A 12,838-nucleotide genomic window follows, 5' to 3' on the forward strand; every position below is an offset into this window, starting at 1 on the left:
CTTCCTCTTCCAGAGGCGTCCAGGCGAGGAAGAACGACATCCAGAAGCAGCCAGACCGTGCCTGATGCCACCACGACTTCTGTAGTGGCCAGGGTGGTTGTGATCCACGAGTGCCGGAAAAGTCCTTCAGGCTGCCCCGCAAACGCGCTTGCCGTAATAGCTACGACAGCAATCATCACAGATGCCTGGGTGTTAGCACTCTGCATCTCACTTCGCACAATGCTGGCTTCCGTCTCAGCACGGGAAAGCATTCCCGCCTCCCTTGAAGGACGCCCCACGCTGAAGCTTGGCGGGAGCTGGTTCCACCAACCCATCGTTGAGGCGACGTGCGACGACCCACCAGTATCCGGCGAGCCACTCAGCTGAGCGGCACGCGGGCCGATGGGGTGGCTGTGTCGATGAGAGACGGGCTCTGGTCCACTTCGTGTGGCGGCAGCATGGCGCGCTGTCGTGTGCTGCTGGCGAAGGCGCCTGACCTGCGTGGTACTGAGTCGCCTGCCTTCCAGGCCCGCAGCTTCGGCCGGCTCCACACGAAGTGGACCAGAATCGACCTCGCCCGCCCCCGTATCCCGTGGCGTGCTCGCCGGACTGCTCGACGAGGATTGCCGCTGCCTGTCGCTGCCTTCCGCTGGCTTGCCCGCGCCGGCCGAGCCTGCGCCGTGAGAGCCCACCGGTGAGTCTGGTGTTTCTCCCGGACGGACAGGCGGGAGACGACAAGCGGCCTCCTGTCAGGACTTCTTCGGTTGCTGCAGAGGCTGCTGACAGCGGTCTCCCACGAGTGTCTCCCGGCCCTTGCTCGGCCTGTACTGACGCTGCATCACGTGTCGGTGCCCGTGGTCAGTCCGCCCAGACGTTCCACCACTGCTGCGACTGGAAGTTCTTCTGCCAAAGCTGGACGCGGGCGCCGTTGCCCCAGACGTTCGCGTCCCGATCCATGACGATGTTGCCGCCGCCGTAGAAGCGGGCGTTGTAGATCGCGCGGTCGCCCGCCGGGTGGGACCAGCTCTGTTGTGAGGTGTTGTTGCAGTCCCAGATCTGCACCTTGGTGCCGTTGCGGCCGCCCCCGTTGAGGTCGGCGTCCAGGCACTTGCCGGGGAAGCGGTAGCTCTCCAGCGCGCCGTTGTTCCAGAGGTACCAGCGCTGCTGGCTCGTTCCGTTGCACTGCCAGACCTGAACGACTGTGCCGTTGCCGCCGCCGTTTGCGTCGACGTCCAGGCACTGGGTGGTGGGGCGGTTCACGAAGTCATTGGTGATGCGCACGGGTACGTCCAGCACCCTCTGCGGTGCTGGAGCGGTGAGACCCGGAGTGGGGGCGGTCCAGTGCACGGGCTTGGGGGCGGGCTGGGGGCGCTCGCTCGCTGTGGCGGTGCCGGCCATGGCGGTGGCGAGAGCGACGGCGGCGGTCACTGCGGCCCAACGTCTGGTGCGGGGCATGTTCTCTCCCTGTTGCTCGGTGGTCGGTCCGTGTCGCACGAGCCGATTCCTGTACGGGGGCCACCTCAGCACAGAGGGTCGAGCGCGCGTTACCCCTGAACAAGCCACGCCGGAACCCGGCCAGGGCGTGTCCTGTCGATCAGCGGAGCCAGATCATGATGGCGGCGATGACGACTTCGGCGCCGTTGTGGCGGCGGGGGCTGCGCAGCAGCCCTTGCCCTTCCAGGCGTCGATGCCGACCAACGCATCGACGTCGCTGCGGAGCTGATGCAGTTCCGTGGCGACCTGGGCCCTGAGTTCCCCCTGAGTTTGCGGATCCGGCGGCGGAGCTGCTTCTCGCTGTCGGGAGTGCCGCCCTTGGCCCGGACGGCTTCACGCCGGCCGAAGCTGAGCGACGCCCAAGTAGGGCAAGCGGGGGCCGCGTTGGAGCGAGACGCCCAGGAGTACGACTTCGAGGCTGATCTGTGGACGCTGGAGCGAGTCGGTCTGGTAGTTGAGCGGGTGACCGGGGTGTTGCTGTCGCGGGCGGCGGTCTGGCGTCTGCTCACCGCACGACTGGGCTGGAGTTTGCAACGGCCTGAGCGCCGGGCGGTCGAGCGGGACGACTCAGGGATCGCCCGCTTCAGGTCGGGGTGACCTGCGAGACGGTCTCCAAGTGGCGGGCCCGCTTCCTCGCCCGCCGGCTGGACGGACTCATCTCATTGGTGTCCGTTCGGTAAAGGCCCGGCAGAGCGCCGGTCTGGCGGGTCCAATCTTTCTCATGACGATGGGTGCCTTACGAGGGCGGGGACGCGCACAGCAGATTCGACGCATAACTGAACGCAGGGCCAGCGTGGCGGGCCGTCACGGCGCGCGGACAGAGACAGAGGAGGAACGCTCTTGGGTTCGGCGGATCGAGGTCCTGGGCACCGCAGTAGGCAGCACGGTGACGGCGCTGGCTGCCATCGCGGCCGTCTTCTTCACCGTGCAGCAGGGCAAGGCTGACACAGGTACCACGCAGGAAGGGCAGCTTGCGGAACGCTACACCGCAGCCGTCACCAACCTCGGCGACCAGTCACCCGACGTGCGATTGGGGGGTATCTACGCAATGCAGCGGCTCATGCGGGACTCGCCCAACTACCAGCCTGCCGTTGTGGACGTGCTCTCCGCCTACGTTCGAACCCACGCACGGTCCTCCGGCAAGGAGAGTGTCGGCTACGAGGGACGGCCCGAAGCCGATGTGCACTCGGCGTTCGAAGTCCTGACCCGGCGCCTCCCTCTGCACGATGACAAGGCGGAGGTGGACCTGCGTGAGGCGTACATACCGCATATCGGCCTGCGCGGCCCCATAGCCTCTGACGGCACTACCGGCAGTCCGCAATTGGCCGAGGCAAACCTGAGCGGCGCGATCCTGCGCGACGCGAATCTGTCCGGTGCCGACCTCCGCAAGGCCCACCTGGTCGGAACAGAATTGGACAAGGCGGATTTGACCAGGGCGGACCTGAGCGCAGCCCAGTTGTACCAAGCCACCCTCAATGACGGCCAGCTCGACCAGGCACAACTTCGCGAGGCGAGTGTCGTGGACGCTTCACTGGTCAACGCGTCCCTGCAACGTGCGGACCTGCGCAACGCAGACCTGCGAGGCGCTGACTTCACCGGAGCCAACCTCGCCGGAACGGATCTGCGAGGTGCCTACCTGCGAGACCAACCCGGACGGCTGGTCAACGGCAAGCCCTCGGAGTGGCGGTCGAAGAGATCCGCAAGAATCACCGTGGAGCAACTGCTTGGCGCACAGGTTGATACACGCACTGTGCTGCCTGCGGAACTCGCGAAGAACCCCAAGATTCGGGAGAAAATCGCCAAGAGCAAGAAGCCCATCGGCTCCTAGTGTCCTGAGTTAGTGATGTGTCGGCAGCAGCGGGCGAGGCTGTCGAGGATCCCGTCGGCGGTCTTGTGCCACACGAAACAGCCGGGGATTCTCGCTCCAGCCCTTGATCTAGTCGGTGACGTCGGTTAACAGGAATGACGAATCCTCGCAAGAGGGCGTTTCCTCCAGATGGTTCATCCCTGATTACCGGGTTGAATCCGATTTATGCTCCGCGCCATGTGGGGGTGATTCGGCGGTGAGCCTGCGAGGCATGAGGTTGATCATCGCGAGGTGGATCACGGCTTCGGAGCGGTGGGGGTGGGCTTCGTGGTCCCGGGCTAGGCGGCGGTGGTTCATGAGCCGTCCCCGCGGCGTTCTCTCGACGGTCCACCGGCTGTGCAGAACGGATAAGCCCTTGGTGGCGGGGTCGCGGCGGACGATGTGCATGTCGATGCCGAGGGTGGCTGCGTGTTCGACGAGGCGCTGGCGGTAGCCGCCGTCGACCCAGGTCTTGCAGACTCCTGGGTGCTCGGCGGCGATCTTCTCGATCAGGGTCTGGCCGGCGATGGTGTCCTGCACACACGCGGCGGTGACCAGGACCCCGAGAAGGAGGCCGAATGCAGGTGTTGCCCGGCCCGGTGGTGGCGGCCATGATGCGCGATGACATCACCGAGTGTGCAGTGGCGGCCACCTTCAGAAGGGGATTGCCCGATGCCTCCCAGAAGACCTCGTTCTCGTCATAGGAATCGTCTGATCTGTCTCGGAGCTGTGCTGAGCCTGCTGGTCGGCTTCGCTGTCGTCGCGGTGGCGTCGGCGCCGGAGGCCACCGCGTTCGGGACGGTGCCCGGGCGTGAACACTCCAAGGTCACGCGGGCTGCGCTCCGATGCCCGCAGAGTGGAACCGACCGGAGCCATTGCTTCGATCCCCGGTCGCTCGACATGCTCGCCGGCAACGGAGGACCCTGGAACAACCCAGATTTCTGGGGTGGAGTTGGCAAGCCCGACAACCCGGTCAGTGGCAGCCCGGCAGCAGCGCACTGCGACAACGCCGACTATCTCGATCCGTCACACAACGCAGGCAACGCCTATCCGCAGACCCGCGACCAAGCCTCTGCCGCCCTGCTGGCCTGCGTCGCGCACGCACGCGAGGCCTTCGGTCGCGCCGTCGACGGCGCGCAGCACATGCTGGATTCCAACAACCAGCTGAAGACCGGGGAGGAGTTCGGCCGGGCCAAACGCAAAGTGATCGATGACTGGGGATGGGCACTGCATACGGTGCAGGACTTCTACTCCCACTCCAACTGGGCCGACATCGCAGAGCCCAGCGAGGCGCCCGGCACGGCCAATCCGCCCGGACTCAACCTGCCCAAACCGGCGCTGTTCTTCAACTTCCTCGGGCCCGGCCCTACAACCAGTCAGATCCCGCGTGATCTGACCACCGGATGCTGGTACCTCAGTGCGCCGGAGCGCTGCAGGGGACGGGTCCGCCATGGCGCCACATTCAACGGCGAGGATCGCGGCCTGAACAAGGACACGGGGGACATCGACCCGAACACCGGACAGACCACAGCCCCAACCAGCCATCGAGGGAAGATCGGCCAGAATTTCAACCAAGCTGTACAGCTTGCCGTCACCGACACCCGACTGCAGTGGGTGGATCTGATGCAGGGGCTGGAGAACCGGTATGCGGCATCGGGGCAGGGCCGGTTGCTGGCCTGTGCGTTGACCCGCGACAACCCGCACACCGACTGTCGTCCGGGGACGGCAGGCACGGAGAAGAGCCGTGCGACGGGCACAGGAGCTGCGGCTGCAGCCCCGGCGTGCGGAGCACACTGGCAGCAGCCCGGAGGCGCGTACACACCCGTCTTCATGCAGTTTGCGAACTGCTCGAACACCACCCAGGTCGTGGCGCCGTTCGCCGTCGGTGAGCCAGCAGCGGAGACGAAGTACACATTCGCCCGGATCTGCAGAATCGTGCCTCCGGGAAGCGTGACCTCGTGGGTGATCGACCGGTCCTACTTCCCTCCGGTGCCGACCAACATGCAGTCGGTGACACACTGCTGGGACCCCACTCCGGAACGCGGGAGGAGTGAGAACGGCGCTGATGCTCGCGAGGCGAGTGATCAGCCAGGTCCGGTCTCCGCACACGACGGCTTCGAGCGCGGCGGAGCCCGAATCGGCCCCTCCCCAGGGTCCCGTTCGAACGCCGATGGCTCCCCACGAGCGCTCGCCGACCAGTGCGGCACACGGTGGGAACAGCCAGGCGGTACCGGCACAACCGTCACGATGCACTACGGCAACTGCACGGAGAGGCCGACGATCATCGCACCGCTGGCGGCGGGCTCGGGGCCCGAATCCCTCTACAGCTTCACGGGCCTGTCACGGTACGTACCCACGGGTGCCGAGACCGGGCCAATCCGCATCGATCCGCCGTTCTTCCCGCCGGAGCCGACCAACATTCAGTGGACCACTCACCTCATGTGATCGAGAACATCGACATCCCTACTCGCGAACAAACCCACATCCCGGACCACGGCCGACTCCGCCCGGAAAACTGGCGCGCCTGCGAAGCCACGGCATATCCGGGGTGAGCTCGCCCCTGTCAGTATTCCCGTTCGCCCTGTCCCATATGCTCCCTTCCGCCATGGGCCGGAAGGGAGCATATGGGACAGGCCCGTTAGTCAAACAGGACTCGAACGACGGCCTTCGCGCCGGTGCCGATCGTGCCGACGGCACCATGGAAGAGCGCCTCCATGGTCCCCTCCGTAGCCGCTTCTGCCGATGCCTCCCCGACGCCCACCCCGCGGTCCTGCGTACGGCACCGCTTCGGCGTGCACTTCCTCCGCAGCCTCCCCAGGCGCCAGCGGTCCACCATCAGCCGACCGCACGTTCCGCAGGTCTTCTTGCCCTGCTTCACAGCCGACGCCCGGCGGTGCTTCACGGCCGTCTCCCTCCGTCACCTCACCGTCCGGCAGCCACGCTTGCCGGGAGCATACGAACAGACCACCACGTGGGCTTTCACCTCGCATCCTGGAGACCCATCACAGCTCCTCCTTGCAGTCGAACACCGAGGTAACCCTCCGCGAGCGCTCCCCAAGATCGATGCTGTTGGTGATCTTCGCTCGTCCTGGTGAAGACCTCTTGAGTTCTTCCCTGTTGATCGAGGTGTCGTGGTCTGCTGGTTCCGGTGCGGGGTGGACCGAGCGGTCGGGGGTGGCCGTGATGGCGATGGGCTCAGGCGCGGGGCGGGTGGTTCCGTCGCTGACGGTGCGGGTGGCGCGGGCGAGCAACCCGGGGGGCACGGTGGCGATGTGGGTGCGGGACCGGCTGGACGAGCTGTTCACGGACGAGGACTTCGCCGACTGGTATCCGGCCGACGGGAGGCGGGGTCTGTCGCCGGCCTGCCTGGCGATGGTGTCGGTGTTGCAGTTCGCGGAGAACCTGACCGACCGGCAGGCCGCCGAGGCGGTCCGCTGCCGCCTGGACTGGAAGTACTGTCTCGGGCTCGAACTGGACGATGCGGGCTTCGACTTCTCGGTGCTCAGCGAGTTCCGCGCCCGGATGGCCCAGGACGACCGGGCGGACCGGCTGCTGGCCGTGATGGTGGACCGTCTCGCTGCCGCGGGCCTGGTCAAGCGGCGGGGGGCAGTACGGACGGACTCCACCCATGTGCTGGCCGCGGTCCGGACGCTGAACCGGACGGAGCTGGTCACCGAAACCCTGCGGGCCGCCCTGGAGCAACTCGCCCTGGCCGACGGACAATGGCTGACAACATTGATCACTGCGGACTGGGCGGACCGGTACGGGCGTCCGGCCTTCTACCACCGGCTTCCCAAGGGGAAAGCGGCCCTGCAGGAGTACGTGCCGCAGGTCGGCGCGGACGGGCTGGGTCTGCTGACGGCCGTCTTCGCCGACGATGCGCCGCCGAGGCTGCGTGCGCTGCCGCAGGTGGAACTGCTGCGACAGGTCTGGGTCCAGCAGTACTGGCACGACAGCTCGGGCCGGCTGCGCTGGCGAGATCCGAAGTCCCACAAAGACCGTCTGAGCCGGCGCAACATGGCCCGCAGGGCCGCACTGCAGCCCGGCGCGGAGGGCCGTCCGGACCCTGACACGGCCAGTGTTCCGTGGGCCAGCCTGGAGATCCTCTCGCCGTATGACCCCGAGGCCCGCTACCGCCAGAAGCTCACCGCGGCCGGGAAGAAGCACTGGATCGGCTACCGCGATCACCAGACCGAGATCTGTGACGACGGCCCGCGCGTGATCGTGCAAGTTGTCACCCAACCGGCGCCCGAGCAGGACATCGACGCGCTCGACGCGATTCACCAGGGGCTGGCCCGGCAGGGCTTCACCGGTCTGGAACACTTCGTCGACGCCGGATACGTCACCCCTGAGACGATCGACCAGGCCGCCCGCGTGCACGGCTTCGTGCTGACCGGCCCGGTCCGCCCCGACCCTCGGGCCCGTGCGCATCCCGGCTTCACCAAGGCGGACTTCGTTCCCGACTGGGAGGCGCAAACCCTCACCTGCCCCCGCGGCGTCACCAGCCCTCCGTGGAAACCGACGCTCGGTGACGGGCACGAGCGGCTGTCCGTCCTGTTTCCCAAGCCCGCCTGCCGGGCCTGCCCCGACCGTTTGGAGTGCACCGGCAACGCCGACGGACGGGGCCGCCACATCATCCTGCTGCCGCAGCAACTGCAGGAGATCCAGACCCGGGTTCGGCACGAGCAGGAGACTCCTCAGTGGCAGCAGCACTCCGCGATCCGCGCTGGCTGCGAAGCCACCGTCTCAGAAACTGTCCATGCCCACGGCCTGCGGCACTGCCGCTACCACGACCTTGCGAAAACCCACGTCCAGCACGTCCTCATCGCCGCCGGAACCAACATCGTCCGACTCGGCGGACACTTTCCACCGGGCACCACCCCACCCCGCCCGCCCCGTCGCACCAGTCAATTCCAGCGGCTCTGCCGGAACACGCCCCACTGAAGATCACCAACAGCATCCCAAAACAGCGACAGAGCCCACGAAGTGGGCCAGAGCCGGAACTCGTGAACAGAGCCACCGGGTCGATCGACTCCGCGGGCACGAACGCGACGACCTCGATCGCCTTCGCGGTCGGCAGCGGCATCGCCCCGAGCTCCTCGTCGGTGATCTCGACGATAGTGTCCTTGGACATTTCGTAGCCGCGGCCGATCTCCGCGGCGGTGAGGACTTCACCGTCCAGGTCACAGACTTTCTGGTAAAGGAAGCAGCCACCTCCCGTGCAGCGGGGCCCCCTCAACGCCGCAGCCTGACCGACCGCGAACCTCAGCCCCGGAGTGCCGAAAGGGACAAGTTCACGAGAAGGACAGCGACAGAAGGACGACTCAGGAGGCGGACGGCTCGATCTCCCCCGCAAAGACGATGACCTGGTCGATGAGGCTCCGCCGCAGATGGACGACGTCCGTTCCCGCCAGGCGGGGGCCTCCGTCCGGCGTGGTGAAGACCCACTGGTACCGGGCCCACTCGTCAGGCATGTCCACCGCTGAGCAGCGCACCATCGTGCCGGTCCCCGCCGGGTGGCGCCGGATGTCCAGCACGAACCGCTCGACCGCCGCGATTCCTTCGCTGCGGCCCAACGGTCCCCAGAAGACCACGTCTGAGGTCAGGGCCTGGGAGAGCAGGGCAGTCACATAGCTGTCGTCCGAGGCGTTGAACGCGGAGATGAACGTGTCGATCGCGGAGCGTGCTGTCTCTTCCTGCATGCCCCAGTAATACCAGCCGTTGCGCGTGCGCTCGTCCCGCGAGCCGCCTTCCGATCACGGTGGACCATCCCGGTCACAGCACTAGGCACTGTTTCTCGGATCTCCTGACGTGGGTGGGATGTTGGGGCCAGGCTGGCTTCATGGGTCGTGGGGATCTGACGAATGCGGAGTGGGATCGGCTGGAGTCGTTCTTGCCTCCCGGGGGTACGCGTGGTGGTCGGTGGAGCGACCATCGCCGGGTGATCAACGGGGTTCTCTACCGGGTGCGGACCGGCGTGCAGTGGCGGGATCTGCTCGAGCGGTTCGGGCCGTGGGAGACGGTCTACAAGCGGCATCGTCGCTGGTCGGCGGATGGGACGTGGCAGATGCTGCTGTCCCGCATCCAGGCAGCCGCGGACGCGGCGGGCGGGATCGACTGGGACGTGTCGGTGGACTCGACAGCAGTACGAGCCCACCAGCACGCCGCCGGGGCAAGGAAGGTGTCCCCGTCCGCCGTTCCTCAAAAGGGGGCCGGGCGGGGGACGAACCAGGTCGATCCGGCACTGCGGAAACTGGCCGCCCGTCTGGAGGAGGTGGTCAGATCGGCGAATGCCTGGGACGTTCCCGCGGCGGGTTCACCACCAAGATCCACCTCGTGGCCGACGGGCGATGCCGGCCCCTCGGCCTCGTCCTGACACCCGGACACTACGGCGACGGACCCCAGCTCGAACGGGTCCTGGAGCAGGTGTCGGTGCCGCGGACCGGAGTCGGCCGGCCTCGCACCCGGCCCGACCGCGTCCTGGCGGACAAGGCCTACACGTCCCGCAGGAACCGCCGTTACCTGCGACGACGCGGCATCCCGCACACGATCCCCGAACGTCTCGACCAGCAAAGACACCGCAGGAACCGAGGTTCCCGAGGCGGCCGACCCACCGGCTTCGACAGCGAGCGCTACAAGAAGCGCAACACCGTCGAACGCACCATCAACCGCCTCAAGGGCTTCCGGGCCGTCGCTACCCGCTACGAGAAGCGCGCTTACATCTACCTCGGAACCGTCACGCTCGCAGCCCTCGTCATCTGGCTCAGAACATGATCCGAGAAACAGTCCCTAGGTCTATTGACCCGCAGGGTTGTTCACACGGCTGATGGGTGGCTTGCCTTCGAGTGCGGTGTGGCAGCGGTGGTGGTTGTAGGTGTGGAGGAAGTCTGTCAGGGCCGCTGCCCGTTCGTTGTTTGAGGTGCAGGGCCGTTGGTAGGCCCATTCTTCGAGCAGGGTGCGGTTGAAGCGTTCGGCCTTGCCGTTGGTCTGTGGCCGGTAGGCGCGGGTGAGTTTGCCGGTCGCGCCGAGGTCTGCCAGGGCGGTCTTCCAGGCGAGGGCCTTGCGGTAGGCCCAGGCGTTGTCCGCCAGGACGCGGTCGATCCGGGAGATGCCCTGGCCGCGGAAGAATGCGGCTGCGCGGGTGAGGAAGTCCGCGCAGGTCGCGGCCTTCTCGTCCGGGTGGATCTCGCTGCAGGCGAGCCGGGAGTGGTCGTCGACGGCGGAATGGACGTAGTCGAAGCCCACCCGGCTGCGGGTGGCCCGGCCGGCCTGGCGGCCCAGGGTCCTGTGGCCGCCGCCGTCGGGAATCCGGCCGAGCTTCTTCACATCCACGTGGATCAGCTCGCCGGGGTGTTCACGTTCGTAGCGGCGGATCACGGCGCCGGTCGGACGGTCCGTCCAGGACAGGCGGTTGAGCCGGTGACGGGTCAGAACGCGGTGGACGGTCGAGGCCGGCAGCCCCAGGACCGGGCCGATCCGGGCCGGCCCCAGCTTGCGGTCGGTCCGCAGCCGGCAGACGCGTGCCTCCATGTCCGCGGGGGTTCGGTGCGGTGTCGTGCGGGGCCTGCTGGAGCGATCGGCCAGGCCCGCCTCGCCCTCGGTCCGCCAGCGCCGCAGCCACTTGTGGGCCGTTGCCCGCGAGATCCCCATCTCGGCCGCCACGTGCGCGACCGGGCGGCCCGGGCAGACGCGCTCGACCAGCAGTCGCCTCCCGAAGACGGTCAGCCGGGCATTACGGTGGGACACGAAGACCTCCGCGTGGTGCGTTCCTAGACAGCTCCACCACACCGGAGGTCTTCGCCATGATCAAGCCCGGCCAGTGTCAACAACGCTCGTGATCAATACACCTAGGCCGTGAGCCCTGCACGACGAAGCTCCCACCTCCCGGAGGGAGCTCTATCGCGTGCGTGCCGTCGTGCGGTAAACGATCGGCTGAGCCGCCTCAGTCCGCATGCAGCCCGGAAGTCGATCGACTGAACTGCATGTAGAACTCGTAGTTCTTTACCGAATTCTTGAAGATTACTTTCCAGGAACCCTTTGGGGCACTGACCCAGCCGTAGCACTTCGCCCTCGTGCAGACCCTTGCGTCAGCCGCAACGTTTAGTTTGACGTTGATGTCATTACAGGCGATACCACGAACCCTGAGGTAAGTCCCCCTGGCAGGGTAGAACGGGGGAGTACCCGAATACGTTGTGAAGTATTTCGCATCGCCGTAGCAGGTCTTGACTGCCGGTGCCTTAGTCGGCTGCTCCGAAGCATGCACTGGTGCAACGACCGTGGCGAGGGTCGCCGCAACGACGACCGTGATCGCGGAAATTCGCCGAACCTTGAACATGAATCCCCCTTCGCTCGAACGTTTCCAGCACCATAGAGGCGAGCGGAGCGGAAAAGAACGGGGCAGCACGCAAAGACAGGGCGTCGCATCCAGAATGGCGAAAAACTGGCGAGCGTGAAGATCGCCCCGAGCTCGAACCATCAGGGGGCAACATCCGCTTTGGTCGAATCATCAGGCCTCGCCTGCCCGATGGCCCAAAGTCTTCGCATTGTTGTAGGGGGCGCAGACATCGTCCAGGGAGTCCGGCGGGCAGAACTGCGCGCCGACCAGCTCGGGATCCTGGCCGGGGAGCGCGGCGGGGAGCTTGATCGTGGCGTCGTCGGGGATGACGCCCCCCGTCGAACACCAGGTTCAGGCCTTCCGCGGCGCCGGTCTTGGGGTTGGTGGGGATGTAGTCGACGAGCAGGAGGTCTCCGACCGTCAGGTGCGGTATCCCGGTCTCTTCGACGGCTTCGCGGTAGGCGGCGTGCTGCGGCTCCTCGTCCGGCATCGCGCCACCGCCGACGAGCTGAAAGCCCTTCTTGTAGGAGGGCTGGACCAGGAGCACGTCGCCCGTCTCGGGTGGAACACCAACGTGGGGGTGCGCGGCCCGGGGGTAAAGCGACAGATTGTCGACCCGGTCAATTCACCTATACCGGACGCGAGTTGTTGTCGGCGTGCTACGTTCCGAAGACCCGTGAACCGCCGTAACCGTGAGGGAATGCGATGGCCTACACGCCTCCGACCTGGCCCGTTTCCGTTAAGGGCGTCGCCCTGGACGGGCGGGGCCGGGTGCTGCTGCTGAAGAACGAACGCGAGGAGTGGGAGCTGCCGGGAGGCCGTCTGGAGCCCGCCGACGATTCCCCGGAGGAGGCGGTGGTGCGGGAGATCAGCGAGGAGTCCGGGTGGGCGGTCAAGGCCGGGCCACTGCTGGACGTGTGGATCTATCAGCCGCTCCCCGAGACGAAGCCCGAGCGGCGTGTCGTGATCGTCACCTACGGGTGCACCGTCCTCACCCCGGACACCACCCCGGTTGTCAGTCACGAGCACAAGCAGGTGGGGCTGTTCACCGCGGACGAGGTTCCCGAACTGCGCATGCCGGACGGGTACAAGCAGTCGATCGCTGCCTGGTACGGGCTCCAGGGGTAACCGGCGATGACCGGGGGTGAGTTGGCGCAGCGGCCGTCGACACGCCATGTCTTGTG

10 protein-coding genes and 3 pseudogenes are annotated in these 12,838 nt (G+C 66.7%); 6 read left to right on the forward strand and 7 right to left on the reverse strand.

The genetic code is table 11. From position 1 onward, the window contains the following. Positions 1–837 precede the first annotated feature (837 nt). Entirely contained in the window at positions 838–1,434 is a 597-nt protein-coding gene (locus ACH4SP_RS42155; protein WP_398423751.1) for an RICIN domain-containing protein, read from the reverse strand. Positions 1,435–1,701: 267 nt separating this feature from the next. Between ACH4SP_RS42155 and ACH4SP_RS42160 the strand changes: the two genes are divergently transcribed. Together ACH4SP_RS42160 and ACH4SP_RS42165 are read left to right on the forward strand one after the other, a co-directional pair. After that, positions 1,702–2,070 (forward strand): winged helix-turn-helix domain-containing protein, encoded by a 369-nt coding sequence (locus ACH4SP_RS42160; RefSeq protein ID WP_398423753.1) that lies wholly within the window; start codon positions 1,702–1,704, stop codon positions 2,068–2,070. Between the two features lie 289 nt (positions 2,071–2,359). After that, on the forward strand, positions 2,360–3,301 hold the full coding sequence (locus tag ACH4SP_RS42165) for a pentapeptide repeat-containing protein (protein ID WP_398423755.1): 942 nt from the start codon (positions 2,360–2,362) through the stop codon (positions 3,299–3,301). A 202-nt stretch (positions 3,302–3,503) separates the two neighbouring features. On the opposite strand, the pseudogene ACH4SP_RS42170 reads toward ACH4SP_RS42165, so the two are convergent. Further along, positions 3,504–3,895, reverse strand: a pseudogene (locus tag ACH4SP_RS42170) (IS5/IS1182 family transposase); the annotation flags it as partial. 153 nt (positions 3,896–4,048) lie between these two features. Here ACH4SP_RS42170 and ACH4SP_RS42175 point away from each other — a divergent pair. Next, the gene (locus ACH4SP_RS42175; RefSeq protein WP_398423757.1) at positions 4,049–5,764 is read left to right on the forward strand and encodes a hypothetical protein; all 1,716 of its coding nucleotides are present in this window, start codon (positions 4,049–4,051) and stop codon (positions 5,762–5,764) included. Between the two features lie 657 nt (positions 5,765–6,421). Then, positions 6,422–8,263 (forward strand): IS1182 family transposase, encoded by a 1,842-nt coding sequence (locus ACH4SP_RS42180; protein ID WP_398423759.1) that lies wholly within the window; start codon positions 6,422–6,424, stop codon positions 8,261–8,263. A 127-nt stretch (positions 8,264–8,390) separates the two neighbouring features. Here the strand turns inward: ACH4SP_RS42180 and ACH4SP_RS42185 are convergent. Beyond that, positions 8,391–8,675: pseudogene (locus ACH4SP_RS42185) on the reverse strand (hypothetical protein); the annotation flags it as partial. After that, the gene (locus ACH4SP_RS42190) at positions 8,644–9,021 is read right to left on the reverse strand and encodes a hypothetical protein (RefSeq protein WP_030216423.1); all 378 of its coding nucleotides are present in this window, start codon (positions 9,019–9,021) and stop codon (positions 8,644–8,646) included. The gene ACH4SP_RS42190 and the pseudogene ACH4SP_RS42185, both read right to left, overlap by 32 nt. 140 nt (positions 9,022–9,161) lie before the next feature. Between ACH4SP_RS42190 and ACH4SP_RS42195 the strand changes: the two are divergent. Then, positions 9,162–10,093: pseudogene (locus ACH4SP_RS42195) on the forward strand (IS5 family transposase). A 21-nt stretch (positions 10,094–10,114) separates the two neighbouring features. Here the strand turns inward: ACH4SP_RS42195 and ACH4SP_RS42200 are convergent. The 3 genes from ACH4SP_RS42200 to ACH4SP_RS42210 all read right to left on the reverse strand — a co-directional run bounded on the left by ACH4SP_RS42200 (position 10,115) and on the right by ACH4SP_RS42210 (position 12,279). Beyond that, on the reverse strand, positions 10,115–11,065 hold the full coding sequence (locus ACH4SP_RS42200) for an IS481 family transposase (protein ID WP_398423760.1): 951 nt from the start codon (positions 11,063–11,065) through the stop codon (positions 10,115–10,117). A 196-nt stretch (positions 11,066–11,261) separates the two neighbouring features. Then, positions 11,262–11,654, reverse strand: a complete 393-nt coding sequence (locus ACH4SP_RS42205) for a hypothetical protein (protein WP_398423762.1) — start codon at positions 11,652–11,654, stop codon at positions 11,262–11,264. Next, a complete protein-coding gene (locus tag ACH4SP_RS42210) occupies positions 11,557–12,279 on the reverse strand; it encodes an NUDIX domain-containing protein (RefSeq protein ID WP_398423831.1) in 723 nt (240 codons plus the stop codon). Before ACH4SP_RS42210 ends, ACH4SP_RS42205 begins: the two co-directional genes overlap by 98 nt. 80 nt (positions 12,280–12,359) lie before the next feature. Here ACH4SP_RS42210 and ACH4SP_RS42215 point away from each other — a divergent pair, with 80 nt between their 5' ends. Next, positions 12,360–12,782 (forward strand): NUDIX domain-containing protein, encoded by a 423-nt coding sequence (locus tag ACH4SP_RS42215; RefSeq protein WP_398423764.1) that lies wholly within the window; start codon positions 12,360–12,362, stop codon positions 12,780–12,782. Positions 12,783–12,838: the final 56 nt, after the last annotated feature.

The organism is Streptomyces sp. NPDC021093 (assembly GCF_044333135.1).
Taxonomy (GTDB): domain Bacteria; phylum Actinomycetota; class Actinomycetes; order Streptomycetales; family Streptomycetaceae; genus Streptomyces.

Coding starts and splice junctions, on each gene's coding strand:
- ACH4SP_RS42155 (WP_398423751.1), bottom strand. CDS start 1,434: ATGCCCCGCACCAGACGTTGGGCCGCAGTGACCGCCGCCGTCGCTCTC.
- ACH4SP_RS42160 (WP_398423753.1), top strand. CDS start 1,702: ATGCAGTTCCGTGGCGACCTGGGCCCTGAGTTCCCCCTGAGTTTGCGG.
- ACH4SP_RS42190 (WP_030216423.1), bottom strand. CDS start 9,021: ATGCAGGAAGAGACAGCACGCTCCGCGATCGACACGTTCATCTCCGCG.
- ACH4SP_RS42205 (WP_398423762.1), bottom strand. CDS start 11,654: ATGTTCAAGGTTCGGCGAATTTCCGCGATCACGGTCGTCGTTGCGGCG.
- ACH4SP_RS42215 (WP_398423764.1), top strand. CDS start 12,360: ATGGCCTACACGCCTCCGACCTGGCCCGTTTCCGTTAAGGGCGTCGCC.